At 41.4% G+C, this 26001-nt stretch carries 27 protein-coding genes, 1 pseudogene and 1 riboswitch; of the genes and pseudogenes, 7 read left to right on the forward strand and 21 right to left on the reverse strand.

Features of this window, described 5'->3' with window-relative positions; translation table 11 throughout:
• Nucleotides 1-286 precede the first annotated feature (286 nt).
• Together QYG89_RS00210 and QYG89_RS00215 are read right to left on the reverse strand one after the other, a co-directional pair.
• The gene (locus QYG89_RS00210; protein ID WP_404313621.1) at nt 287-1300 is read right to left on the reverse strand and encodes a peptidoglycan recognition protein family protein; all 1014 of its coding nucleotides are present in this window, start codon (nt 1298-1300) and stop codon (nt 287-289) included.
• On the reverse strand, nt 1297-1548 hold the full coding sequence (locus tag QYG89_RS00215; protein ID WP_404313622.1) for a hypothetical protein: 252 nt from the start codon (nt 1546-1548) through the stop codon (nt 1297-1299). Before QYG89_RS00215 ends, QYG89_RS00210 begins: the two co-directional genes overlap by 4 nt.
• A gap of 256 nt (nt 1549-1804) precedes the next feature.
• On the opposite strand from QYG89_RS00215, the gene QYG89_RS00220 reads away from it, so the two are divergent.
• Nucleotides 1805-1999 (forward strand): hypothetical protein, encoded by a 195-nt coding sequence (locus QYG89_RS00220; protein ID WP_404313623.1) that lies wholly within the window; start codon nt 1805-1807, stop codon nt 1997-1999.
• A gap of 163 nt (nt 2000-2162) precedes the next feature.
• Here the strand turns inward: QYG89_RS00220 and QYG89_RS00225 are convergent, their stop codons facing one another.
• Nucleotides 2163-2387, reverse strand: a complete 225-nt coding sequence (locus tag QYG89_RS00225) for a hypothetical protein (protein WP_404313624.1) — start codon at nt 2385-2387, stop codon at nt 2163-2165.
• 308 nt (nt 2388-2695) lie between these two features.
• On the opposite strand from QYG89_RS00225, the gene QYG89_RS00230 reads away from it, so the two are divergent.
• The gene (locus tag QYG89_RS00230; RefSeq protein ID WP_404313625.1) at nt 2696-2878 is read left to right on the forward strand and encodes an aspartyl-phosphate phosphatase Spo0E family protein; all 183 of its coding nucleotides are present in this window, start codon (nt 2696-2698) and stop codon (nt 2876-2878) included.
• Between the two features lie 114 nt (nt 2879-2992).
• Nucleotides 2993-3199, forward strand: a complete 207-nt coding sequence (locus QYG89_RS00235) for a cold-shock protein (RefSeq protein WP_404313626.1) — start codon at nt 2993-2995, stop codon at nt 3197-3199.
• Between the two features lie 47 nt (nt 3200-3246).
• Here the strand turns inward: QYG89_RS00235 and QYG89_RS00240 are convergent, their stop codons facing one another.
• Both QYG89_RS00240 and QYG89_RS00245 read right to left on the reverse strand, forming a co-directional pair.
• Entirely contained in the window at nt 3247-3933 is a 687-nt protein-coding gene (locus QYG89_RS00240; protein WP_404313627.1) for a DUF421 domain-containing protein, read from the reverse strand.
• Between the two features lie 151 nt (nt 3934-4084).
• Nucleotides 4085-4969: a patatin-like phospholipase family protein gene (locus QYG89_RS00245; RefSeq protein ID WP_404313628.1), complete on the reverse strand. Its 885-nt coding sequence runs from the start codon at nt 4967-4969 to the stop codon at nt 4085-4087.
• Between the two features lie 306 nt (nt 4970-5275).
• On the opposite strand from QYG89_RS00245, the gene QYG89_RS00250 reads away from it, so the two are divergent.
• Nucleotides 5276-5833 (forward strand): GNAT family N-acetyltransferase, encoded by a 558-nt coding sequence (locus tag QYG89_RS00250; RefSeq protein WP_404313629.1) that lies wholly within the window; start codon nt 5276-5278, stop codon nt 5831-5833.
• Nucleotides 5834-6009: 176 nt separating this feature from the next.
• The gene (locus QYG89_RS00255; RefSeq protein ID WP_404313630.1) at nt 6010-7386 is read left to right on the forward strand and encodes an MATE family efflux transporter; all 1377 of its coding nucleotides are present in this window, start codon (nt 6010-6012) and stop codon (nt 7384-7386) included.
• A gap of 289 nt (nt 7387-7675) precedes the next feature.
• Here the strand turns inward: QYG89_RS00255 and QYG89_RS00260 are convergent, their stop codons facing one another.
• Nucleotides 7676-8989, reverse strand: a complete 1314-nt coding sequence (locus QYG89_RS00260) for a TrkH family potassium uptake protein (protein WP_404313631.1) — start codon at nt 8987-8989, stop codon at nt 7676-7678.
• 65 nt (nt 8990-9054) lie between these two features.
• A riboswitch (cyclic di-AMP (ydaO/yuaA leader) is annotated at nt 9055-9191 on the reverse strand.
• Between the two features lie 102 nt (nt 9192-9293).
• Nucleotides 9294-10085 (reverse strand): SDR family oxidoreductase, encoded by a 792-nt coding sequence (locus QYG89_RS00265; protein WP_404313632.1) that lies wholly within the window; start codon nt 10083-10085, stop codon nt 9294-9296.
• 391 nt (nt 10086-10476) lie between these two features.
• Here QYG89_RS00265 and QYG89_RS00270 point away from each other — a divergent pair.
• Nucleotides 10477-11792, forward strand: a pseudogene (locus tag QYG89_RS00270) (IS1182 family transposase).
• Nucleotides 11793-11936: 144 nt separating this feature from the next.
• On the opposite strand, the gene QYG89_RS00275 reads toward QYG89_RS00270, so the two are convergent.
• The 9 genes from QYG89_RS00275 to QYG89_RS00315 all read right to left on the reverse strand — a co-directional run bounded on the left by QYG89_RS00275 (nt 11937) and on the right by QYG89_RS00315 (nt 20423).
• Nucleotides 11937-12656 carry a CAP domain-containing protein gene (locus tag QYG89_RS00275; RefSeq protein ID WP_404313633.1) on the reverse strand — a complete coding sequence of 240 codons (720 nt, stop codon included), beginning with the start codon at nt 12654-12656 and terminating at the stop codon, nt 11937-11939.
• Nucleotides 12657-13198: 542 nt separating this feature from the next.
• A complete protein-coding gene (locus QYG89_RS00280; RefSeq protein ID WP_404313634.1) occupies nt 13199-14110 on the reverse strand; it encodes a CobW family GTP-binding protein in 912 nt (303 codons plus the stop codon).
• Between the two features lie 228 nt (nt 14111-14338).
• Nucleotides 14339-15847 (reverse strand): lmo1851 family serine protease, encoded by a 1509-nt coding sequence (locus tag QYG89_RS00285; RefSeq protein WP_404313635.1) that lies wholly within the window; start codon nt 15845-15847, stop codon nt 14339-14341.
• A 205-nt stretch (nt 15848-16052) separates the two neighbouring features.
• The gene (locus tag QYG89_RS00290; RefSeq protein WP_404314553.1) at nt 16053-16856 is read right to left on the reverse strand and encodes a M15 family metallopeptidase; all 804 of its coding nucleotides are present in this window, start codon (nt 16854-16856) and stop codon (nt 16053-16055) included.
• Nucleotides 16857-16930: 74 nt separating this feature from the next.
• Nucleotides 16931-17635 (reverse strand): purine-nucleoside phosphorylase, encoded by a 705-nt coding sequence (deoD, locus tag QYG89_RS00295; RefSeq protein ID WP_404313636.1) that lies wholly within the window; start codon nt 17633-17635, stop codon nt 16931-16933.
• An 81-nt stretch (nt 17636-17716) separates the two neighbouring features.
• On the reverse strand, nt 17717-18487 hold the full coding sequence (locus QYG89_RS00300) for a sporulation protein (protein ID WP_404313637.1): 771 nt from the start codon (nt 18485-18487) through the stop codon (nt 17717-17719).
• Nucleotides 18488-18657: 170 nt separating this feature from the next.
• Entirely contained in the window at nt 18658-18882 is a 225-nt protein-coding gene (locus QYG89_RS00305) for a YozE family protein (protein WP_404313638.1), read from the reverse strand.
• A 183-nt stretch (nt 18883-19065) separates the two neighbouring features.
• The gene (locus QYG89_RS00310; RefSeq protein WP_404313639.1) at nt 19066-19647 is read right to left on the reverse strand and encodes a YpmS family protein; all 582 of its coding nucleotides are present in this window, start codon (nt 19645-19647) and stop codon (nt 19066-19068) included.
• Nucleotides 19644-20423: an SGNH/GDSL hydrolase family protein gene (locus QYG89_RS00315; protein WP_404313640.1), complete on the reverse strand. Its 780-nt coding sequence runs from the start codon at nt 20421-20423 to the stop codon at nt 19644-19646. The genes QYG89_RS00310 and QYG89_RS00315 overlap by 4 nt, the downstream gene beginning before the upstream one ends.
• A gap of 157 nt (nt 20424-20580) precedes the next feature.
• Between QYG89_RS00315 and QYG89_RS00320 the strand changes: the two genes are divergently transcribed.
• Complete coding sequence (locus QYG89_RS00320) at nt 20581-21087, forward strand: PCYCGC motif-containing (lipo)protein (RefSeq protein WP_404313641.1); 507 nt, start codon at nt 20581-20583, stop codon at nt 21085-21087.
• 149 nt (nt 21088-21236) lie between these two features.
• Here QYG89_RS00320 and QYG89_RS00325 read toward each other — a convergent pair whose 3' ends face one another.
• From QYG89_RS00325 to QYG89_RS00345, 5 genes are all read right to left on the reverse strand, one after another.
• On the reverse strand, nt 21237-22079 hold the full coding sequence (locus QYG89_RS00325) for a DegV family protein (RefSeq protein ID WP_404313642.1): 843 nt from the start codon (nt 22077-22079) through the stop codon (nt 21237-21239).
• Between the two features lie 278 nt (nt 22080-22357).
• Nucleotides 22358-23152 carry an ABC transporter ATP-binding protein gene (locus tag QYG89_RS00330; protein WP_404313643.1) on the reverse strand — a complete coding sequence of 265 codons (795 nt, stop codon included), beginning with the start codon at nt 23150-23152 and terminating at the stop codon, nt 22358-22360.
• A complete protein-coding gene (locus tag QYG89_RS00335; protein ID WP_404313644.1) occupies nt 23127-24146 on the reverse strand; it encodes an ABC transporter permease in 1020 nt (339 codons plus the stop codon). The genes QYG89_RS00330 and QYG89_RS00335 overlap by 26 nt, the downstream gene beginning before the upstream one ends.
• A gap of 64 nt (nt 24147-24210) precedes the next feature.
• Entirely contained in the window at nt 24211-25209 is a 999-nt protein-coding gene (locus QYG89_RS00340; protein ID WP_404313645.1) for an ABC transporter substrate-binding protein, read from the reverse strand.
• Nucleotides 25210-25503: 294 nt separating this feature from the next.
• Nucleotides 25504-25986: a dihydrofolate reductase gene (locus QYG89_RS00345; protein WP_404313646.1), complete on the reverse strand. Its 483-nt coding sequence runs from the start codon at nt 25984-25986 to the stop codon at nt 25504-25506.
• Nucleotides 25987-26001: the final 15 nt, after the last annotated feature.

Below are 26001 nucleotides of genomic sequence, written 5' to 3' on the forward strand. Positions count from 1 at the left end.
GAAAAAGGACAGAATCTCTTTCTTTCTCTGTCCTTTCACTTAAATTTAAGAGGATGTCTTAAAAGCAAAGAGACTGGCACCTCTAGCCTTACAGATAGTATACTGTACACCCTTCTACAACTATCATTCTTACGCACCCTATTTAGTTTTCCGTATTTTCAGAATATTACCTAATTCAATACGTGTCAATTATTTTTTGATTCAGGGTTTCCTGCTCATTCCCAACAATTATATTGTGGAGAAAAACCAAAAAATTCTCACTCATTAAGAGTAAGCGCAGGTGAACTTATTCATATTTCACATAAACCACTTTCACATATTTCTTCATGATGTTTTCAGCCTTGCGAACGGACTCTTCTGTCGTAAACGTACCAGTTGCAATCCGTAATTCCATACAGCCTGCTTTGTAAATCGTCCAGCCTGTTTCTTTAGCAATTTTATCTGCTGTCTGATTGCGGTCTTCTTCAGTAGCGAATGTGCCAGATACTAAACGAGCGAAAATTTTTTCTTCAGGTTTCTGTTTACGCTGTGTTACATTTTCTGCATCAGCAAGAATAGCTGCAAAAATCGCTGGATCAGCATGCCCATCTGCCGATTCGTGATGACGGCGCTCATAGATCATGACAGCATTTGCTGTTTCCTTTCCATATATTCCATCATCACCATATTGAGATAAATCGTAGCCCAATGTTATTAATGCACGCTGCAACTGGACAATTTGCTCCTCGGTTAGCCCGCTTCCCCATTTAACGCCTGGATAGTCGATCGACATCGTTTTTCCTTCATATGCAGTCTTTACATCTTTATAAAATTGATTGATCGTTATGTCATGATAGTTAAAATAGGGAAACGGATCATTATGTGTCGTGCCTCCTAAAATGGAAGCGACTTCCCCATGTGTCCATAACGTTTGCTGGCGTTCCGGCTTCCAGCCATATGTTTTCATAATATCTACAATGACCCCGATAAAGTTTTTATAAGACTGCAAAAAATGTTCACGGTTTTTTGTTTCACACAATTCAATATGAATAAATCGACGGTTAGCTGTTGTTCCTGCTCCGTGCGCAATATAACGGTAATCAGCAGATTGCCAATAGCTTTCATGATCAACAAATCCGTGTACGAAGGCTCCCCTCTTTCTCACATAACTAGGCGTAAAAACACGGCGGTTTCTAGCCACTGTATCATTCGTCATGTTCATAATTCCTGTCGAATGAGCAACGATTCCTTCAGGCTTATTAAATCCATGGCGGTAATTTCGCTGCGGCAGCCCTTCAATAAAATCGACGATGATGTTCATGATGAATCCTTCTTTCTTTGCTCCATTGCATTTTTTGAACTGCTATATAACCCAGAAGCAGATAAACCTAACATCAAACCGATAATGATGCCTTCTTTTATATCTGTTCCAATATAGAAAATTCCAAATAACAGCCCCAAAATTACCGCAACAAATGGGCTGTATTTCACCGGCATCCCTCCCCGTTTAAACAGTTCCACCACTCCCAAAACCAGCGGAATAATCGCGATGTTGTATAATTCAAACATTTTCTCACCTCCTAAGACATTGTATTCATTTCTTTTTCCTTAGGAACGGCTCATTCACTAGACTTTCAAAGGAATCAACGTAATGACACAGTATTCGTGATTGTTCCCGAATACTTCTTTCCGTTTAAGCCAAATTAATAAAGCCAGCAGGAGATGAGTGATTGTTTCATCTATTTAGCGTACTTGACATCTTCGCTAAAACACTGCTGCATTTCCACATCAGGTTTGCAAAAATAATCTCTAGGAGGAAACAAACATGTATAAACAAAGAAAAAGGGCACAAAACGCTGAAAAACCGAATTTTGACAAAACAAATAAAAACCACAAAAACAATTCCAATTCCAGTACAGCGAATGTTGAGTTTGCTGTTGAAAACGATGCACAGTTTTTGGATAATAATCGCGAAAGAAACAACCGCAACAAAGACAATTGCAATAATCTAGACTGCTAATCCAAACAAAGCAAAGAGGTTGACTCAAACAAAGTCCCATCCCTCACACCAACGATATACTGTATATTAGAGGAGTTAATATCCACTATATATACAGCCTGTTCGGTAAGGACCGGCCTTTTTGAGTCAACCTCTGTATAAATCATTCATTTATTACTTACACTTAATCGGTCACTTTGATAAATTCCCACAAGTTTTCAATTGGGCAGACCCCATGCCGCGGCATGTGTGTAAATTCGTAGCAGGCATAGTCTTTCCAGCTATGGAGATTTATTTTTATCTCTCTCTGTTCATCTTCTAACCAAACAAACTTCCAATCCTCATTTAATAAGTTGAGCAACTGATCACTTGTTTTTACTTTTTGAACCGAGTGGAATAAATCTACCATTCTTTACCTTCGCCCCCTTCATTGCTTCTATTACATTTTCTTCATTACTATGTAAATTCCTTCCTAATTTTTTCCCGCTTTTTATAAGTTCTCCCCTCCATTCATCTGCTTACATGTAAATTCTATGCAAAAAATGCCGATTAAAGAACACAAAAATAGCCCGCCTTTTCTGTTTATAGAGCTTTACCGATGATTATGTAACATTAACAGAAGTTTTGTCGAACACCTTTCATTTTTTTTCTGAAGTCGGCATAATATGTAATATTGGATCTTTTATGCAAAAAATATTTACCCAGGAGAGTTCGCTCATGCAAAAATATGAAACTTTCAGCGATTTAACTGCAGAAATTAATTCTAAACGAAACTTGATGATTCAAACCGGCATGACAAAAGGACTTAACCACTTTGAAACTCTACAGCACAGTGCAGAATTAGATAAACTCATCTATACATATCAGTTACTAGTATTAGACAAGCCTCCCTGTAACTGATTGTTTTGCTTTTTAGTACATGTTATTGCTTAACTGGTGAAGATTTTTAGGAAAAAACGGAATAGTATGAGATAATAAAGAGGTGTGAAAATATAATAAATAGGAAGTGATAAGATGGCTTATTACAATAACAGACGGGAAGAGCCTTTGCCAAATGAAGATATAAACACGTGGGAATGCGTATCAGAAAACTGCAACGGATGGATGAGAAAGGACTTTTCTACCTCTGAAGCACCGGCCTGCCCATTTTGCGGCAGTCAAATGGAAAGCGGCACGAGACATACGCATTTCCTCAAAAACAATAATTTACATAAAGAATAGAAAGGGGAATGGCCATTTCCCCTTTTTCTTTTTGCACTAGATTATATTTATTGATCTTTTTCTTCATATGGAATGAGATACAAACCCATTTTCTCTGACCATTCCCCATAAAAGAGATCAGCTGTATCTTTTATCCCTTCTTTTTCCAACTCCGATAACAGCCACTCTTTACTTTTCCCTGCCTTTTTCAATTCTTTTTCTTTCACTTCCCCTTCATCCACAAGTAAATAAGTCGGTGTGTTTTCTTCCGGTGTTATATTAAGCATGCCTGGTTTAACAGCCGTTTCCTTTGCTTTTGGCAAAATGCTCAGTGTACCGCTCGTTTCCAGCGTAGCATGTTCAATTTCTGTTAATGAAAAATACCCTTTGCTCCTCATTAAAATTCGCAGCTGTTCCATTTCAATATGATTTTGCTTTAACGCCTCTTGATCAACTTTTCCTTTCATGATTAAGTCAGTGGACTCTCCTTTTAGCAGTTTACGGGCCCTATCCGATTTCATAACAAGCATCTCAATGACATAAATCAATGTCCCCCAGAGACCTATTGCATATAAAACTTGAAAGATCGACACTTTTTCATCAAATATCCCTTCTTCCAGAAAACTTCCTAATAAGAGTAAATAAATAAAATCGAATGGAGTTACTTGGGAGAGTTCCTTTTTTCCCAATAACCGAATGACAGCAAGCAAGGCAATTAACCCTATGATTATTTTTAATGTAATAGACAAATACATTCATTGACCTCCTGCCACAAAGTGATATTGTCTTCTCTATTCCCTTTATATACATGTTCAATCAAGCAAAAACCCTGCTTTGCCTCCAACATAAAAACACCCGCTGATTGTTCAGCGGGTGTTTATCCTGATATCTGTTCTTAGCCAAGCATTACTTTACTGTTTTTAGCCACTCTGTCAACGACCTGTATACATCAGCCGTATCCTGCCACCCTAGATCATATAGCTTGGTGAGCCTACGCTGGTTACGTTCGACACGGCTTACCTCGAGCGATTGTGTCGGGCGAATGACAAACACTTTGTTCCCTCTTTCCAGTTGTGCGATATACTCTAGCGTTCGATTGTAAATCTTCCATCTATTTTCTAGAATTCGTACGACACCGGGATAGTGTGCGTATTTTCTTTTGACGAGGAAATGAAGACGAGAAGGTGCTTTCACATACCCTTCATGCTGTGTCAATACAATGACATTACGGGTGCAGCCATCCTGTTCTGCCTTCTTAATTGGGATAGGATCACTGATACCGCCGTCAAGCAAGTGATAACCCTGGAAGGTAACAACAGGCGCAGCAAACGGCAGCGAACTTGACGCTCTAATCGGTGTTAATAAATCTTCTTTATAATCCTTTCTGCCAAAATAGACGGGATCTCCCGTATAACAATTTGTTGTTCCAACAACGAATTCCGTCTCACTTCGCTTAAATTCTTCGTAATCGAATGGCACAATTTGATTGGGAATGACATCAAATACATAATCCATACCAAACAGTTCACCTTTTCTAAGGAGATTCCGAAATGACATGTATTTTGAATCCCGCACAAACCCGATGTTTACCCGTTTGTTTCTTCCCCATTGTTTGGAGATGTAAGATGCGGCATTACAGGCACCAGCCGAAACACCAATGACATATGGGAACTCTATTTTATTTTCTAGAAAAAAGTCTAGCACACCTGCTGTGTAAAGCCCTCTCATGCCGCCGCCTTCAAGAACAAGGCCGATCTTTGTGTGCATATTCACCCACTCCTTTTCATACATATTTTATCAAACTCCTCATTTAAACACGCTAGATTTGCTCGAAAATCGTCAACCTATTTTTCTTAAAAAAATTTTATAAAATTAGGCCAAAACCTATTTTCAAATGAGAGTTTTTTTTGTATGATAGACTCACATTTACAACAATTCGATGGGAATTAGGGAAGGCAAATGGTGCGCCACCAGCTTCTGCAGCTGGTTCTAGTGGGTTCGATTCCCACCCCGAAATTTTTTATGAACGCTATGAAAAATTTCGAGGGTGAATTCGGACACAACAGGACCGGAGTGCCCTCATTTGGAGGGATTTACATGTTAAAGAAGCGCGATGTACATGACAGTCATGTACTATTTGAGTTGATGATGCACCCTGAAGTCTTCCCTTTTGTGCGTCAAAAAGCCCATTCCTATGAAGAATTCGTCTTTCTCACAAAGCAAACGATTGAATCAGAGGAACGGGGGGAATTAATTTCCCGTACTATTACTGATGATTGGGGCAATCCAATCGGTACAATTAATTTATATGATATCCATGAAAAGTCTGGCTTTCTCGGCACCTGGCTCGGCAAGCCTTATCATGGCAAAGGCTATAACGCATTAGCAAAAGAATCTTTTTTTCATGAATTATTTTTTGAACTTGGTATGGAATCCGTCTTTATGCAAATTCGCAAGGTGAATACACGATCGCGCAAAGCTGCAGAAAAGCTTCCTTATGCCATTCTGGCAAATGAAACGCGCCCGATGATTTATTCCCGCATTAATGAAAGAAATGAAGTGTTTGATTTATTTGAGGTATCGAAAGACCTGTTTACTTTCTATACACTTCGCCAACAAAACGAAGCTGTAGAAGAACAAACGATGGAAGCTTAATCCTTTATCTATTACCCTCTTCTTCTTTTCTTTCTGTTATACCTTTCCTTTTCAAAGCCCTTCAGCGTCCGTTGAAGGGCTTTTTCAATGTTATTTATACACTGAGCAGTCTTGTCATTTTTGTGGTATAATTTTCTCATTCTGCGTGTAAATGCGCAGAATAAAGGAGGATCAATTTGGAACAGACTTTTACAATGAAGCAAAAAATGAAAAGGCTCCTATATATTTTAGTCCCCATCTTAATTACACAGCTTGGATTATTCGCTATGAATTTCTTCGATATCATGATGTCCAGCCGTTATTCTTCACATGACCTGGCTGGAGTAGCCATCGGGGCTTCATTATGGCTGCCTGTGTATACTGGCTTAAGCGGTATTCTGCTTGCTATTACCCCCATTGTAGCTCAGCTGGCCGGTGCTCGTCAGAAGGATGAAGTGCCTTTCACAGTGATGCAAGGGATCTATGTTTCTATTGCTCTTGCTGTAATGGTTGTTGCTATGGGCAGCCTCATCCTCGACCCTATTTTAAATACAATGAATCTTGAAGAGCAAGTGAGGGAGATCGCAAGAAACTATGTCGTTGCTTTATCTTTCGGCATCGTTCCCGTTTTCATTTATACAGTTCTCCGCTGTTTCATTGATGCACTCGGGATGACAAGAACGTCCATGGTTATTACACTACTCTCACTGCCCTTGAATGTCTTCTTTAATTATGCTCTAATCTTTGGGAAATGGGGGCTCCCTGCACTTGGAGGAGTCGGGGCTGGTTATGCCTCAGCCATTACGTATTGGCTGATTATGTTTATTGCTGCTGTTGTCGTTCATCGCGAGCGGCCGTTCAGCCAGTACAATATCTTCCAGTCATTCCCAGGAATTTCAGTTGCTAAATGGAAAGAAATTTTGCTCATCGGCATTCCGATCGGCTTTTCTCTATTCTTTGAGACGAGCATTTTTTCTGCGGTTACTTTATTTATGAGTGAATACAGCACGAATGTCATTGCCGCTCATCAAATAGCTATTAATTTTGCTACTTTGCTTTATATGCTCCCGCTTAGTATTTCCATGAGCTTAACGATTATTGTCGGATTTGAAGTAGGAGCTTCCCGGTTAAAAGACGCAAAAGTGTTTAGCTGGCTCGGTGTTGGCACAGCTGTGATTTTCTCGTTATTATGTATAACCATTCTCATGTTATTCCGTGATCAAATTGCATCAATCTATACGAACGATGCAGAAGTACTGGAACTCGCTGCCCACTTCTTATTGTTTGCCGCTTTGTTTCAATTGTCTGATGCCATTCAAGCACCAGTTCAAGGAGCTTTACGCGGCTATAAAGATGTAAACACAACGTTTTTCATGACCTTAATCAGTTACTGGATCATCGGTCTCCCATTAGGGTATTACCTAGCCAACACGACCGATTTGGGAGCGTACGGCTATTGGATTGGGTTAATATCTGGCTTAACAGCCGGAGCACTGACCCTTTCCGCTCGTCTGCTTCTCATTCAGCGCAAAGAATCTCATACTAAAAAGCCCGTGAACAAGCTGCTCGCTTAACGAAAGGATCATCGCTAAACCCAGGCATTCTACAACGAAAAAGAGGATGTTCCAAAAGTATCACTTCTTTTAGGAACATCCCCTTTTTTGTATGGTTATTTAAACGTGTCCGTTAATTTCCGTTCCAGACGCTTCACTTTCCCCGCAGGAGTCTTCGCACCTTCCGCTACAATCAACTAATCGTTTGAACTTTGTCAATAAGATATTTTAATCTAAATAAAAAGACTGACCTTAAAAAGTCGTTTTTAACGACTTTTTAAGTCAACTTCTTTCTATATAATCCTCTCCATCACCCTGTTAAAATATCTTCCGTTGGATATCTGTAATGATCTTGCTGCTTACGAGCAAGAATATATACAAGCGTCAACGGGCCTACTTTTCCCGTAATCATAATCAAAATGATAATTAATTTCCCTATAATGGAAAGGGAAGCTGTAATGCCCATCGTTAATCCAACTGTACCAAAAGCAGAGACGGCTTCAAATGCCAGAGGCAAAAATGGCAGCTTTTCTGTAATATTTAACAGCAATATCCCTGCAACGACAATAAACGAACTGACCGTTGTAATCGATAATACCCGCAGCACATGCTCCTGGCGGATTGTTCGTTTGAATAAGTGGATATCTTTTCTTCCTTGTACATACGTAAGCATACTGACAATCAATACAACGAATGTAGTTAATTTAATGCCTCCCGCTGTCGAACCGCTCCCTGCCCCAATAAACATAGCAATCATCCATAGAAACGCCGTAGAGGGATCTATGCCGCTTAAATCAATTGTGTTAAACCCGGCCGTTCTAACAGCAATCGCTTGGAAATAAGAGGCCCACAGCTGATCCGAAAGCGAAAGTTTCGCTAACGAATGACCATTATTCCTCTCCAGCAAAAAAAACAGCAGAAAAAGAATAAGATTCAAAATAACTGTTGAAACCAACATGACTTTTGTATTCAAAGACAGTCGTTTCCACTTCCGTTTTTGCCATACGTCCGCAATGACAGTAAAGCCGATCCCACCCAAAATAATGAGCGTCGTAATCGCGATATTGACAATAGGACTGCCGACATAACGCGATAAATTGTCCGGCCATAAGGCAAAGCCCGCATTATTAAAAGCAGAGACTGCGTGAAAAAAGCTATAGAATATGCCGTTTCTCCATCCAAGTTCTGGTATCCATTTGATGGAAAGCGCTAAGGCTGCGGCCGTTTCGATCGTAAGTGAAATAATGAATAAATATTTTACGAGACGAATGATCCCTCCTACTTGATCCTGATTGAGCGCCTGCTGGATGACAAGCCGCTTTTTCAAACCGATTTTTTTACCTGTCATGATAAAAATGAGCATAGCAAATGAAATGATCCCTAATCCCCCTACTTGAATAAGCCCCATAATGACGACCTGGCCAAATCTCGTAAAGTGTGTACCAGTATCTACGACTCCTAGTCCCGTCACAGTCATTGCCGAGGTGGATGTAAATAAAGCATCAATCCAGCTCAACGGACCATTTGTAGAAATAGGCAGCTTTAGTAAAACCGCACCAAGTGAAATAAACGTTCCATAAACAAATAGGAGCAGTGTTGAGGGAGATAGTTTCAATCGTTTCATTCGTAAATCCCTTCTTTTTCAGTAATTTTCCAACACAAAAACCATCAGCTTCTGCTAATGGTTTAGAAGCCTTCCTGCTTGCTTACGAGGTTAGCTGTCGGATTCGGGCTGGAAGGTTTTGCCCGGCCAATATCATTGGCTTCACCCCTGCAGTTGCCTGCGTTGGTTCCCCCGCTCCATGCGGATTAAGCAATCATTTAGTTGAATGTTCCTATTCTACTCCCGCTTCCAGTAAAAGTAAAGATTTTTTCATCAGCCCTAGAATGTCTAAAATAAACTTTTCCACAATCTAAATAGCGTATTGTTACATCCGATTGTCATAATCATAGCGGTAGATTTTCCCTAGAACATCTTGACCGCCAGTAACAGGGATCACACTTCCCGTAATAAAGTCCGCATCTTCAGAAGCGAGAAAAGAGACCACTCTAGCTAAGTCCTCTCCTGTTCCTGGCCGTCCGATCGGGACAGGAGAACTGCTCTCACTTCTTGCTTCTGCAATCGTTTCCTCTTTCCAGCGGCCGGCAATATCCCCTGGACAAATCATATTGGCAGTGATGCCATTCTTTGCTTCCTCCAAAGAAATTGTTCTTGTAAGAGAGGCAAGACCAGCTTTCGCGGCAGCAAAAGCAGATCGGTAAATCCATCCTGGTGCTGTTTCCACTCGATCATATCCGAATGTAATCACCCTGCCCCACTGTTTCTTGCGCATATATGGCAAGGCTAACTTCGTTAAATAAAACGCACTATTTAAATTGCCATTAATCATATATTGCCATTCATCCCACGTGTATTCATCCATCGTTTTCCGCATTGAGACGTAAGGGCCTGCATTATGTATGAGAATATCCACCCCATCGAAGATTTCAGAAGAGGCTTGAATGATGTTGTCACAATCTTCTTTGTTTGAAATGTCTCCCCGTACAGCGACCGCTTGAACCCCAAACATTTTCGATAGCTCTTGTGCAAATTTTTCTGCATCTGCTTGACTCGAACGGTAGTTGATCATCATGTCATACCCCTGTTCAGCGAGCCGAATGGCCGTCCGCTTGCCAATTCCCCTCGAGCCTCCTGTAATGAGTACCGTTTTCCTCCCCATGACATCCTCTCCAAAAAAAAATGATCTATAGATTAATACTAATCATCCCTTTTGGAATATGCAAATTTAATCTCATCATAAGAAAAAGCATCGTGAAATCACGATGCTTCAGACTGTAGACAAACTCAATGAAAATTGAAGTTTGTCTACGGTCTTTTTATTTTGCTTGTGAATGGGGGCTGTTGATTTCCATTCCAGGCTGCTTCGCTTTCCGCGGGGCGGGCGGTGAGCCTCCTCGCCGCAAAAGCGCCTGCGGGGTCTCACCTGTCCCGCTGATCCCGCAGGAGTCTTCGCGCCTTCCATTCCAATCAACAGGGTTTACAAAGTAAGGGTAGCCGTATAATAATTACCTGTTTTAAAATAAATAGATAAAATGCTTGAGGTGATGAAGATGCTTTCGAAACACAATTCAATCCAACGGGACCAAATAGAAATGATCGCTCTAGATCAGCTTGTACCAAAGAATCATCTGGTTCGTAAAATGGAGGCAGCGATTGATTTCTCTTTTATTTATGACTTGGTGGAAGAGTTGTACTCGGAAGTAGGCCGCCTAAGCATTGATCCTGTTATTTTAATTAAACTGACATTCATCCAATATACATTTGGCATCCGCTCTATGCGCAAGACGATTGAAGAAGCAGAAACCAATATGGCCTACCGCTGGTTCTTAGGGTACGGTTTCCATGATAAAGTGCCGCATTTCTCCACCTTCGGTAAGAACTACGAGCGCCGTTTCAAAGACACCGACCTGTTTGAACAGATCTTCTATCGTATCTTAAAAATAGCCGCCGAGAAAAAGCTCATCAGTGCGGAACACGTTTTTGTGGATTACACTCATGTAAAAGCCAGTGCGAATAAGCGTAAATTCGAAAAGAAAGTGGTTCGCAAAGAAACGCGCGCGTATCAGGAACGTCTTCAAGAAGAGATTAATCAAGACCGGGAGGACCATGGGAAAAAGCCGTTCCCGCCGGATAAGTTCGACAAGGAAGAAACCAAAGAAATCAAAGAAAGCACCACTGATCCGGATAGTGGCTACTATGTCAAAGACGAACGGACCAAACAATTCGCCTATTCCTTTCATGCGGCCGCAGACCGTAAGGGATTCGTACTCGGTGCGATGGTCACACCAGGCAATACACATGACAGCCAGACCCTCGAGCCGTTGCCGCAGACGGTGCTTACAAAACACCTGCGATTACCAGTTATTTAATGCAAAATGACATGAAGCCGGTCCTTCCTTACACACGACCGCGCACAAAAGAAGGCTTCTTCCGAAAACATGAGTATGTTTACGATGAGCACTTTGACTGTTACCTTTGTCCGGAGGGGGAAGTCTTGACCTACTCGACAACGAATAAAGAGGGGTATCGTGAGTACAAATCACCGAAACAGGTGTGTGCAGCCTGTCCTTCTTTAGCCAAGTGTACAGAAAGTAAAGACCATCAAAAAGTGGTCACTCGTCACATTTGGCAGGAATATGTGGAGGAAGCCGACCATCTTCGCCATCACGAAGGGGTCAAACCCATCTATGCGAAACGCAAAGAAACGATTGAACGTGTTTTCGCAGATGCAAAAGAAAAGCATGGCATGCGTTGGACATCGTTAAGGGGACTTAAAAAATTGTCGATGCAGGCGATGCTTACTTTCGCTGCCATGAATCTTAAGAAAATGGCCAACTGGACTTGGCAAGGTTCAGTAATGGCCTAAATAATGAACCCGGAGAGGCCTGTTCCTCTCTGAAATAGCTTTAAAGCCAATAAAAAACCAAAAAGGGGTTCGGAATGAGACCATTCCGAACCCCTTTTGTCTACAAACTGAAGCATCGTGAAATCACGATGCTTTTGTATTCATTTATTTTCCAATAAACATTTGTGTCCAAATGTTTCCATTCTCTACATAACCAACCCCGATGTGCGTATAATCTTTATTTAAAATATTCGCACGATGTCCTGGGCTTTCCATCCACGCTTTCACTACTTCTGCAGGTGTGCGTTGCCCCTTAGCAATGTTTTCTCCCGCTGTACGATAAGTAACACCAAACTGTTTCATCATATCAAATGGTGATCCGTATGTCGGGCTTGTATGTGAGAAATAATTTTTTGCCAGCATATCCTCTGATTTCTTTCTAGCTACAGAGCTTAATTGACTATCAATCTTCAAAGCTGATAATCCTGCTTTTTGGCGTTCCTGGTTCGTTAAATCGACCACTTGCTGCTCGAATGCTTTTAGGCCGGCCGTTGGCTTTGTTGATGGCGCTGGTGCTGGTTTTGTTGTTTCTGGTGCCGGCTTTGTTGTTGGTGCCGGTGCTGGTTTTGTCGTTGGTGCTGGCTGTGTTCCAGGCTTTGCTGGCTGCTGAACGGTCCAGCCATAGTTCTTTAAGAACGTTTGCCAATCCACGTTTCCTTGCATAAGCTGATAGGACATCTCTTTAGAAAGAACGATTGTTCCTGTTTTACATTGAACTTTGACTGTTGGTTGTGAAACTGGTGCTGCAGCTTCTGTTTTATTTGCAAATGGAGAAGCAAAAAGAGTTAATGAGGCTGCTAATGAAACTAGTACTTTTTTATTCATGTAAACTTCACTCCTATTTTTTCTTGTTTTTACATTAAAATCGTATCATGATTTTTTTGTAATAATCCGGGTAATTCATGGGAAAAAAGCCAGTTCTATTTTCCATAGAAACTGGCTTCTTCTACTAATCTATTTTTTTATGTTTTCTCTTAAATAACCCTTGAATTATCAATGTTTCCCATTGTTTTCACGGCCGGGAACATCTTAACACACTTACCTTAAATTCGGCCTTTATTCATAAAATTGGCATGTTTTCTTCTCTGAAAAACGAAAAATAACTTTTTCGTTTTTTGCAAAAAAGACAATTTGATGACAACTTCAACATCTTCTTTTCGAGTGTCTTTGTTAACGCTCCTATTGATTTCCACTGGGGGAGCTCGCTTTCCCCAGGCGGTTCGGGAGCCTTCTTACCGCTGTCGTGCCTGCTGGGTCTCTTTTGAACACTCTTTTCCCGCAGAAGGCTCTTACCTGCCACTCCCATCAACAAAATCATTAACATGTGGCCTAGATCAAAGGTCAAAGGATGATTTGTACGGAAACAACTACTTTTCTAGCTCTTTTAACTCGGCGAGCATATTTATTTGATCCAATTGTTCACCTATAATCACCAAATTTGCTGGCATGTTCATTTCCTCCGGCATCCATAGAGGCATCCCATAAGAATATTGAAAAAGCATTGGAAATTTAGACTGCTCAACAGGAACATATCCTTTCATACGGTAAATCTGACCGCTATGTCTGCGCACCCATTGTTCAAATGCTTCCATGTTGACCTGATGATCGAATGTATGGCTGAAGACATTCAAATGCAGATGTTGATCAACGCGTACCGTTTTTGTTCCTTCCTTTTTAGACATCGCCAAGCTTTCTAGGGCTTTCATTGGTACTTTGGCGTTGACAGCTACATATAGCATTCGCTGCGGATTAATCTGCTGAATCTCATAAGTGAGGGTCGCAACGTCCATTTCTGAAACGAGATCTGTTTTATTTAGAATAAGCAAGTCGGCATGCTTTATTTGTTCATACATGAGCTGGAGAACAGCAGGCGAAAGTGACGCTCTTTTTTTCCATGTTAAACAATCGACGACAGTCACTATCCCTTTCCACTCCAGCTGATCTGAAAACAGCGGAGACATAATTGCATCGATCGCCTCGACAGGATGGGCAGCACCTGTCGTTTCAATGATTAAATCATCGAACGTTTCATTAAAAAGAAGCTCCTGTAATTGGGATTCCAATTGTTCCTGCACTGTGCAGCATATACAGCCATTCAACAACTCCCTTAGCGGCGTATCATTTTCAACGGCTGCAGAATCGACAGAGACGTCTCCTAGTTCGTTCATAAGTACAGCGGGGCGGCGATGTTGGCCTTTTAAATAAAGCAGCAGCTGTTTGAGTAGAGTAGTTTTACCACTGCCAAGAAATCCTGATAATACGTATACTTGTTTTTTCATTTTCCCTTCATCCTTTTCATGTATCATGTTTTATATAAATACTTTGTTAAACTCCCTATTGATTTCGCATGGGGCCGCTCCAATTAACAAAGGAACAACATCAACAATCGTCATTAACATAGCCTATATAAAAAGAGACCGTCCTAAACAAAGCGCTGTCTCCTTCATTGCCAACATAACATGGAAGAAGGTGACAATCACTTATAGGACAGTCTTCTTTCAGCTTCCTTACGAAGCAGAATCTTTTGGCTGTTTCGTAAGGATTTCTATAGCTTTTTGTTTTTGCGTATCATTTTGTTGAATTTTCTCTCTTATATCATTCATTAATTCTACCGTTGTTTCCCCGGACAACACACCTGTTTGTTCGATGGCTGCTTGTTTTTGGAACTCTTTTACCGCTTGTTCTGTGTCTTCATCAAAGAAACCATCTACCTTGCCAGGAGAATACCCAAGCGCTTCGAGCATTTTCTCTGCATTTTTTACCTCTTCTGATAAGCTGTCCAGCTTTAATTCATTATCAGGATCTAGGTAAGATAAATGAGAGTAAGCAGGCAGTTTCACGGTTTGATCTGGCTCTATTCCTTTTTTGTGAATCCAGTTGCCGTTTGGTGTCAGCCATTTAGCTGTCGTAAACTTCATGTTGGACCCATCTTTGAAATCTTCCGCTGTTTGAACCGTGCCTTTACCAAATGTTTTTTCTCCAATGATCGGGACACCTGCAGATTCTTTCATAGCTGCGGCGAAGATTTCAGCCGCGCTGGCACTGCCGCCATCGACAAGCACAACAACAGGAATAGTGAATTTTTTCTTGTTATCAGACACCATCTTTTCGCGTTTGCCCGTGCTGTCTTCCACCTGAAAAAGAACCTTTCCTTCCGGCACAAACATATTCGTAATTTCAACTGCTTGATCCAGCAGTCCGCCTGGGTTTTGCCGGACATCGATCACCATCGACTCCATGCCTTTCGCCTGCATATCTTCAATCGCTGTTTTCAGTTCAGCTGCTGTGCGTTCAGAAAAACTAGTAATTTGAATATGTGCAACTTTGTCTTTATTGATTTCTGCATACACTGTTTCAATTGGAATTTCATCACGGACAATCGTTACTTCTAACGCTTCTGTTACTCCCGCACGCTGAATGTTCAATTTGACTTTCGTCCCTTTTTTACCCCGTATAAGCAAAACGGCTTCAGACGAGCTCATTCCTTGCAGACTTTTGCCATCAACCGCCATGATGCGGTCATTCGGACGGAGCCCTGCTTTTTCTGCAGGTGATCCTTTAATAGGAGAGACAATTTTGATCGTTCCTTTTTCTTCCTGGATTTCTGCACCAATTCCTTCAAATGAGGATGAAATACTTTCATGGAATTGGCTTGCTTCCTTTTTATCCATGTAATCAGAATAAGGGTCATCTAGAGACTCGATCATCCCATTAATAGCCCCATTCACCAGCTGATCTTTGTTGATGTCTGTATAATAGTTTTGTTGCAGCTTATCGTAAGCCTCGTATAACTTTTCAAATTCCTGACGCGGCTTTATACCGACATCTGCCGCTTTTCCATCACCAAAAGCAAGAGCAGCAGTTGTAATGGCCGCTGTCGAGAAAACGAGAAAAAATACAAACATAATAAAATGAAACTTCTTTATTCGGACATAATGAGAGTGCTGTTTGTCATCAGGCTGGCCGGACCTGTTTTCCTCCATGATGCTCACCGCTTTCCATGCATTAATAGTCATCTATTCAACTCTTACATTCTATCAGTTTTCAGTTGAATTAAAAAGAAAAAAGGAACGGTCTCAAAAGCAAAGTGTCAATCCTCTCCAGCTCTATACCTTGCCCTTCAATAAACAAAGAAGAACGATTACAGGTATGATTAGAGAAGATAACCCCTTAAGAGACAGATCCTTTTCACTAAATGATATCTTTCATTTTAGATATGCGTTAGATTTTTTCTACTTCTTGAAAGTATTCTTCCAATGTCCAGCCTTGTTGAAAGATTTCTCTTGCCGCCTCTACACCGACATAGCGGAAATGCCATGGTTCATACATGTATTTCGTTACAGTTTCTTTATTTTTTGGATAACGAAGAATAAATCCGTATTCATGGGCGTGAGTAGCGAGCCACTGCCCTTCTTTCGTCGTTTCAAACGATTGCAGCAAGTCAAATTGGACACTTTCTGCCGATATATCCATCGAGAGGCCCGTTTGATGCTCACTTTGTCCAGGAGGGGCTACCGCCTCGGCTGCCTTTTCAAACGAGCCGACTTTCGCTATTTGGTTGTTCATTATTTCTTGCTGCCGCTCATAGGAACGATAGCCAGACACAGCAAACAAATCAATGTGATCTTCCTTTGCTCCTGCCATCATTTTTTCTAAGGCTTCGGCTGCTTCTGTTCGCATGTAACTTTTTTCAATGTCCTGTTCACCGAACGAAAACGGCACATTCGGACGCACTAAATCTTGCGGTTTATAATCCGCCGGCAGTGAATATTGCTTATTTACGAGGGCCATGATATTTTCAGGATTCGTGATGACTGCCTTTCCGTCTACTTCCTTGATTTCATTAAAGAAGACTGCTTCCAGCTTAGGGCCAGCAGATGCCTCTTTTTCTTTCGCTGACTTTTCTTGATGCTCCTGTACACTCTTTCCGTCTTCCCCTGCTTGCTCGTCTTGCCCTGTCCCACTCAACTGCTGACAGCCGCTAAGCAGCAAAACAGCTGTTAATGCCCAGCCTGCTTTTTTCATTTCATCACCTTTTCCCATACACTTTACACAGAAAACCAGCCCGTCCAAAGGCTGGTTTTCCTTCGTTTATTCTATTATTCTTTAATCGCCGTTTCAAGAGCTACTTCGATCATTTCGTTAAAAGTCGTTTGGCGTTCGTCAGCCGTCGTTTCTTCCCCTGTTAAAATGTGATCGCTCACGGTTAGAACCGACAGTGCTTTTCGGCCATACTTAGCTGCCAGCGTATAAAGAGCTGCTGTTTCCATTTCAATCGCTAAAACGCCGCAGCTTGCCCACTTTTCGTGTTCTGCATAATCATTATAAAACATATCAGATGTAAATACATTCCCCACTTTTAACTGAAGGCCTTTTTCAGTACCTGCATCGAAAGCCTTTTTTAATAATTCCCAGTTCGCTGTCGGAGCATAATCTACTCCTTTAAAAGCGATCCGGTTCATTTGGGAGTCTGTGGACGCACTCATAGCCAAAATAACATCCCGTATGTTTACATCTTTTTGGATCGCCCCGCACGTACCCACTCGAATTAAATTTTGCACATGATAGCTTTGCATAAGCTCATTAATATAAATTGCAATAGACGGTACACCCATCCCTGTCCCTTGCACAGAGATTTTCTTGCCTTTATACGTGCCAGTATAGCCAAACATATTTCTAACCTCGTTATAGCATACGGGGTTTTCTAAAAAGGTTTCGGCAATATATTTCGCCCGCAACGGATCCCCTGGAAGAAGGACCGTTTCTGCTATTTCATTTTCTTTCGCTCCAATATGAATGCTCATTGTATCCCTCCCGAATCATTTCCACATAATGTAACTATTGTAATCTTTTTTGGAAATGTCTGCAACGAATACGAATTTTTCTTAAGCGTATTTAGAGATGACTCCCTTTAATGTTTCGTTTAGTCTCGGCACATCTTGGGACATCACTGTTAGTCTTACGTGTGTTTCATCCATTTCAAATGCTTCTGCAAGCAATCCGCCAAGCCCTCTTGCTTTCCGATCGACTTGAATAAGCAGTTCCGCTTTCTCTTTCGTTTGAGCCAGGAACATTACTTCCAGTTCATCCAGCTTGCCGCGAAATGGACCGCTCGTCGGTACAAACTCAAATTCCTGAATAAATGGGTAGCGGCTGCCCAGCCTCTTTGACGCTTGCTCACACTCTACTTGCCGCAGCCTGAAACCAAGCTGTTCTACTTCTTCTAGAATGGCAGCTGCCATATTCGTCGGCCGCACTTCAATATAATCCTTGTCACCCGGATCGGCAGCGTTTTTAATATCGAGACCCGTTGCTACCCAAACGCGCGTATTTCCATAAGTAATGGGTGTATCTATCGGCAGTTCCATGGAAAAAGGAATCGATTTCGTTTCATTTGCGCCAATTTTGAAAGGTTCATTTAATTTATGATGTTTCACCGCTGCATAATCTGTATGTTTTCTGTCATCGGTTTCGCGAATAAAGGTTGTATATACCGTTAAATAAATTGAATCAATTTGCTGCTCGGTACTTCCGCCGTATATTTCCACTTGTCCCCTGATCATCTCCCCAGCCGTATATTCCGATTTCTCCAGCTTTGTATCGACTTTGGCGCCGCCAATCCCTATGCTGGCAAGTATTTTGTTAAAAAAAGACATATAAGCTCCCCCTTTTATGTAATCGCTTTACTATACGTCGATGTGATCGTAAAAGTTTCACTGTGCTTCCGTAAATGTATAAAAAAAATAAGGATGCCCATAAGCTCCTTATTCCCCCTCTCTAGATGACAGCAAAGATGTTTTGCTGGATTGATCATCTAGACAGCCTCTTATTCTTTTTCCTCTTCTATATACCGATCCCACGCTTCATCAAATACAGCCATGCTTGTCAAATAGAAGCCATTCATTTCTAAGTAACGGCTTAATTCATCATAATGCTCAGCCGTTTTTGGAAAGCTATGATCGGTAAAGGCATGGTTCGCAAAGTCCGCTAACTCGTCTCTCGGCGGTTCTTCTCGAAACTTCATTAAATAATGAAAAAATGATTTTCTCACAACATCAGCCCCTTTTTCACTCAATATAAAGGACGAATATATTTCATGTAAAGAAAAACTTTTTCATAGACGGCCCTTACCTATTTTCACCATTTTAAGATGATGGATGAAAAGTCCGATTATTCACTTCTCAAAACAAAAGCTATCCCTAAGTGAAGTGCACACTTATAGGATAGCTTTTGTTTAGTCTTGATCGACCGGCAGCTGGAGCGTAAAGCGAATATCGTCTTTTTTTAGATCGATGCGGTCCGCCCGTACTTTCAAGTTACTCTTCAGTTCCATTTTGTCTAGTGACAGGTAAATCATTTCATCGTTGGGCATAATCTTTACCCAATCTGGAAACTGATAAGCATCCCTTGCAGCCTTCAGCACGTAGGAAACAGGCAAGTTAATTTTTCCGACTTTGATTCCTTTTTGCCGGAGGACGACATTGCCATTCTTTAAGGCCTCTGGTTCAAATGTCAATTTATAATCAATTCGTTCGGAAAAAACAGCTACATCTCCATATAATTCTACTTGATCACGCAAATACACATTATAATCAACGAAACTTTTTGCTTTTTCCTTTTCCACAAACATTTTGATGACTTTATTTAAATCTTCTTTATTGGATTTCACTTGAAATTCGACCGCTTCTTCCTGCGCATCTACTTTTGGCAGCGTCTCATCTTGGATTGGCGAAAACAAGCCTATAGCAAGAAGGAGAACAATTATACCATTCAAAGCGAGTAATCCTAAAAATGCTAGTTTCCATCCTTTTTTCATTCACTTTCCCCATTTGCATAAATAATCTTCTTGTTCGTTAGTTCTTCAAGCTTTTTTCCATTAATCGTTTCAAATATTCTATTAGCCATCAGTTCATATCCTCTGTCGTTTGGATGGAACTGATCTTTATAAAAGAGATTTTCTTCCGTATTCCGAAAAAGATCTTCCACAGCGACAAAACAGGCTTTGTCGTACTGTTCTACAACTGTCTTGCTCGTTTCATTCCAGTCGTTCACAATCGTTTCTACTTCCTTCACATCAGCAAATAATTTCATAAAAGGATTATAAAGACCAATGAAGACGATGCCTGCCTGACTATTTTGTTTCCGCACCGTTTGGATAATTTCATGAAGCCGCCCTTCATAGGACTGCCGCTGATGATCAAATTCCCCTATGCTGAGCTTCGTAAAATTATCTTTAAATACTTTCATAATATCATTGCCGCCGATCGTAATAATGACAAAATCCGCTTCTTTAATAGATTGCTTCACGTCCTGCTGATCGAGTCGTTTGAGCAGCTGGTCCGTTCGGTTCCCTTTTACACCATAATTAACAAAGTGGGCACCTTTCACTTCGGACAGCTGTTCGAGCTGCTGCTGTAAATATGGAATATAACCGCCGCTGTCCGTACTATCCCCCACTCCTTGTGTTAAGGAGTCGCCGATGGAAACGATATCTAAATTTTTTGGAATCACTTCTTCTCGTTCGTTCTTGTGCTGAGAACAGCCCGCTAAACCAAAGACGAAGGCAAAGAAAATGATCCATATCTTTCTCAAGTTGTTCACCCCGCTGTTTAAATTAATTCATATTATAGCATATTCCTTTTTTACAAGAAGTATGGATCCTAAAGCTGTCTGATTAGGTTCTTATCTCATCGTATAGTATAATATGTATGCCTGTATACTAAAACACACTGAAAAGGAGTTTAGATGCATGAAACTGCTTTATTATTTCGCCGTTCTCGGCACTCTGCTCGCATTAATCGCCGGATGTTCTTCAAAAACAGAGAACGAAAAATCCGGTGATGCGGATTCTTCGGAGCATGGCCATCTGCACACTCAGCCGAATGGAGACCTCCAGGAAACTACTTCATCGGTTGACGATCTGCCTCAGTTTTTAAACGATAAAGACGATCAAATGAAAGCCATCTATGCAGCAGCTGCTAAAAATCCCGATGTGCTTGCCTCCATGCCTTGTTATTGCGGATGCGGCGATTCAGCCGGTCATCAAAGCAATTTAAATTGTTTCGTTGCTGACATCTCAGAAGGACAAGTCGTTTGGGACGATCACGGAACCCGCTGCGGGGTGTGCTTAGAAATTGCAGCAGAATCCGTCCTCATGTCACAGGATGGAAAATCACTAAAAGACATTCGCAGATATATTGATGAAAAGTATAAGGAAGGCTACGCTAAACCAACACCTACCCCAATGCCTTCATGAAAAAGAGATTGACTCAAAAACAGTCTGATCCCACTCTTAATACACTGTATATCACGAAAGCGAATCCTTCGAATATACAACATTAATGTGGGGTCTGACACTTTCTTTTTGAATCAATCCCTTTTCATATAAGCGCTAATGTTTTCAGCTCATTTTGCCCAATACATGACACCAAGAGCACCAAGACCGGTATGGGTGGATATAATAGGAGTCGTCGTTTCAATTTCGATCTCTTCAACCCCTATCAGTTCAATCAATTTTTCTTTTAGACGGCTCGCCAGTTCATAACCGCCCGCATGGACGATTCCCACTTTCACTATCTTTTTCTCTTTTACTTCCTCCGCAATTTGCGTAGACAAATACTTAATGACTTGGGCATGACTCCGGACTTTTGTCACTGGACTCAATTCTCCTGTATCAAGATGAGTGATCGGCTTTATATTCAAAAGCGAACCAATAAACCCTTTCGCTTTACCGATACGGCCGCCTTTAATTAAATTTTCTAATGTATCAACAACGAGATACAATTTTGTCTGCGATCGGATTTCTTGCAGCTGTCGAACAATCTCCTCTACCTCTTTGCCTTGCTCCGCCAGCTTAACCGCCTCAATAACCTGAAAAGAAAGGGCTTTCGAAATGTAACCAGAATCGACAACTGTCACGTCAGACTCGGTCATTTCCGCCGCTTGTTGGGCTGATCGGACCGTTCCGCTCATCTTTCCTGTCATATGAATAGACAGCACCTGACTTCCGTCTTTGCCCAATTCATCATACACTTCCAAAAAGCGTCCGACGGAAGGCTGCGAGCTTTTTGGAAGTTCTTTCGACTGTTTCATCCGCTCCAAAAACTCATCAGGAGAAATATCAACCGTATCTAAATAGGTCTTTCCATCCATTGAAATCGTTAAAGGAACAATAGTAATTCCATACCTATCTAGTATTTCTTTTTTTACATCCAATGTTGAATCTGTTACAATTTTAATTTTCTGCACAACTCCACATCCTTACTATCAATCAACCTGAAAACATTATAACGTGAAATACCGGTGATTAACATCTTATTCTTTTATAAACAATCCTCTGTTTCTCCGTCCTGTTTTCAGTTAAAACACACAAAAAAAAGAACGAAGGTTGTCTTCGTCCTTTTTTGAATCTAGGCGGGCGCCATCAGCTCGAGGTCATAAGCCAATCCGTCCAGAAGGTTAAAGAATAAACCTTCCAGCCGGCTCGTCTTATGCCCGAGAGTCTAAACGACCGCTTCCGCTCTTCTTTACGCCAGTAATGATCGGTCGCTTAGCAGTGCTTCGCCGCGGATTCGTTGGAATTCGGCTAGCAATTTTTCTACTGTCAGCTCCGGCTTTTCTGTTTCGTTTGCCTGGAATATAATTTGACCTTTATCCATCATAATGAGACGATTACCAAGGTCAAGTGCTTGCTGCATATTATGAGTGACCATTAACGTTGTTAACTGGAATTTCTCCACAATTTCTTTCGTCAGTTTTGTAATTAAATCCGCTCTTGCCGGGTCAAGGGCTGCCGTATGTTCATCTAAGAGAAGAATGTCTGGTTTTGTAAATGTCGCCATTAATAAAGACAATGCCTGCCGCTCACCGCCGGATAACAGTCCAACTTTGGCCTGCAGCCGGTCTTCTAGTCCAAGATGAAGAATTTCCAGCTGCTCTCGGAAATAATCACGCCGCTTTTTCGTGACACCGAATTGAAGAGAACGCGGTTTTGTCCGGTTATAAGCCAATGCTAGATTCTCCTCAATCGTCATCGTTGGAGCCGTTCCAGCCGATGGGTTTTGGAAGACACGGCCGATTTTTTTAGCCCGTTTATGTTCCGGCATCGAAGTCATGTCTGTGCCGTTAATTTTTACAGTTCCGTAATCAGGAAATAGATTTCCGGAAATCATATTCATCAACGTCGATTTCCCTGCTCCGTTACTGCCAATGACTGTCACAAAATCACCTGGTTTCATTTGTAAGCACAGTTGATTCAATGCGATCTTTTCATCAGGGGTTCCTTCATAGAAAACTTTATAAATCCGATCTAGCTGCAGCAACTTGATCCCCTCCATTTGATTTATCTAACCCTAATTGAGCAGCCCGCTTTTTCCTTCTTGCCCCTGATTTTTGTTTTTCGATCAATTTAGGTACGACAAGGGCGAAGATCACGATCACTGCTGTGATGAGCTTCATGTCACCCGTCTCAAGAAAATCTGCTCTTAGCGCCAATGTAATAATTAAGCGGTACAAAATCGCTCCGATTAACACGGCAAGCGTAGCTCTTACAATTGTCGAGTTTCCTACCACTGCCTCCCCGATAATAACAGATGCTAAACCGATGATAATCATCCCGATTCCCATCCCTACATCGCTGAAGCCGTTATATTGCGCCACTAACGCCCCTGAAAAGGCAACAAGTGCGTTAGAGATACCTAATCCAAGCACTTTCAGCCAATCTGTATTCGCTGAAAAGCTCCGTACCATGCCATCGTTGTCACCAACCGCCCGCAAGCTTAAGCCGATTTCTGTTTTTAAGAACAGATCCACCATCTTTTTAATGACGAAAGCGATCAGAGCCATGACAATGAGAACTCCCCATGTAGAAGGAATATAAGAACTTAAGCCGATAGACGTAAGCAAACTTTGCATCATACTGTCAAAGCCCAGCCCCTGCCACCAGGCAGAAATCTGTGTAATCACCGTTTCTTCCGCAAGCAGCGGCACATTCGGTTTATCCATAATGCGCAAGTTAATAGAATAAAGAGCAATCATCATTAAAATACCAGATAATAGCGCATTGATTTTTCCTTTTGTGTGAAGAATACCGGTAACACAGCCGGCTAAAAAACCAGCCGCTAAAGCTCCCATCGTTGCAAGAAACGGATTGACGCCTGAAATAATTAATACTGCTGCTGTTGCTCCTCCTGTGACAAAGCTCCCGTCTACTGTTAAATCGGGAAAATCCAATATTCTGAAAGACAGGTAGACTCCTAACGCCATGATGGCGTAGATCACACCGACCTCTACAGAGCCAAATAAGGCTGTGAACATATATAATCTCCTCCTGTTGGACGGATGCAAAAGGGGCTTTTAACCAAAAAGCCCCTTTCACTCATTACTTTACAAATTCCGCTTGGTCTTTCCATTCATCTTTTACTTTAATATTCATTTCTTTTGCTGCTTTTTCATTAATTAACAGCTTTAAGTTTTGTGGAGGCTGGACAGCCATATCAGCCGGCTTCGCTCCGTCTTTTAATATTTTTACTGCCATTTCTCCTGCTTCATAACCAATGTCATAATATTCAAACCCAAATGCCGCAAATCCTCCGCGTTTAACAGAGTCCAGTTCCCCTACAAATAAAGGAATATCTTGTTGGTTCGCTACTTGAATAACCGACTCTAGAGCGGACACGACTGTATTATCCGTAATGATATACATCATATCAGCCTTCCCAACGAGTGACTCAGCAGCCTGTTTTACTTCTGAAGAAGCGGAAACTGTTGCTTCCACCATTTTAAGGCCATTTTTATCCATTACCTTTTTCACTTCTGCGATTTGAGCGACTGAGTTTTGCTCCCCTGCATTATAGATAACTCCGACACGTTTTCCATCGAATTCTTTTGCCATAAATTCAATTGTTTTGGAAATCGCTTCTGGATGCAAGTCTGTTGTTCCCGTGATGTTTCCGCCAGGCTTGTCCGTATCTTTCACTAGACCAGCTGCTTTCGCATCTGTAACAGAAGTGAACACAATCGGTATATCTTTTGTCGCATTTAACGCAGCTGTAGCACTTGGAGTGGAGTTAGCAAAGATGAGGTCCACCTTATCTCCAGCAAAGTTGTTTGCGATCGTCTGGTTATTATTTTGATCTCCCTGGGCGATCTGTACATCATATTCTGCTTTGATCCCTGCATCATCTAATGCTTTCTTGAAGCCCTTGTAAGCATTGTCAAGGGACGGGTGTTCAACAATTTGTGTCACACCAATTTGATACGCCTTTTCCTTCGTATCCGATGCTTCTTGCGTTTTTTCTTCACTTTTTCCGCCACACCCGGCAAGTAAAACTGCACTTGTTATGCCAGTAATAGCTATGCCTTTCATCCATTTTTTCATGTTCTTTCCCCCTTAAAACTTTGTAATATTTGTCAATTTTCAGACACATTTGCAAGATAAATTCATTATGCTTCAAAGATAGTGGAAAATCAAGTATTTTCAGAATACTAATTGGCTGAATTGTGTACCATCTTGCCTTTTTATTTCTCGGCTTTAAATCTCAGTTCTCTTATGACCTTCATCTTTTTTTATACTATTTGAAAAAAATTTTCTCGAGTTTCTCCCTCTATCCCTTTCCCTTTCTTTTTACACTATTTAACGGTTGTCAAAATAAAAAATAGCGGAGAATCTCCGCTATTTTTTCTCGTAAATACGAAAATAGTATTCGTAAGGATTTTTCTCATTTCTCTCACCTTGTTTTTCGGATACAAGCGCCCAATCCTCCCACTGGATCACATCCGGAAAAAAGGTATCCCCCTCAAATGAGTGGTAGATCACTGTCACGTACAGTTTATCAGCGTAAGGCATCATCTGTTTAAAAATTTCTGCTCCACCAGTAATAAATAGATCTTCCTCTTTTGGCCTGTCCAGAAGCTCTTCATAAGAGTGAACGACCGTACATCCGGCTGCTTCATAGTTTTTGTCGCGGGTCAAAATGATATTTTCACGGCCAGGGAGGGGCTTTCCGATCGATTCATATGTTTTCCTTCCCATCACGATCGGATGGCCCATCGTTGTTTCTTTAAAGAACTTCAAATCTTCTGGAAGCCGCCACGGAAGGGTATTATCCTTCCCCATCACACCACGTTCATCCATTGCCCAAATAAAAGAAATCATCCGATCACCTTCCCT

Source organism: Bacillus lumedeiriae (genome assembly GCF_044891285.1).
GTDB lineage: Bacteria > Bacillota > Bacilli > Bacillales > Domibacillaceae > Pseudobacillus > Pseudobacillus lumedeiriae.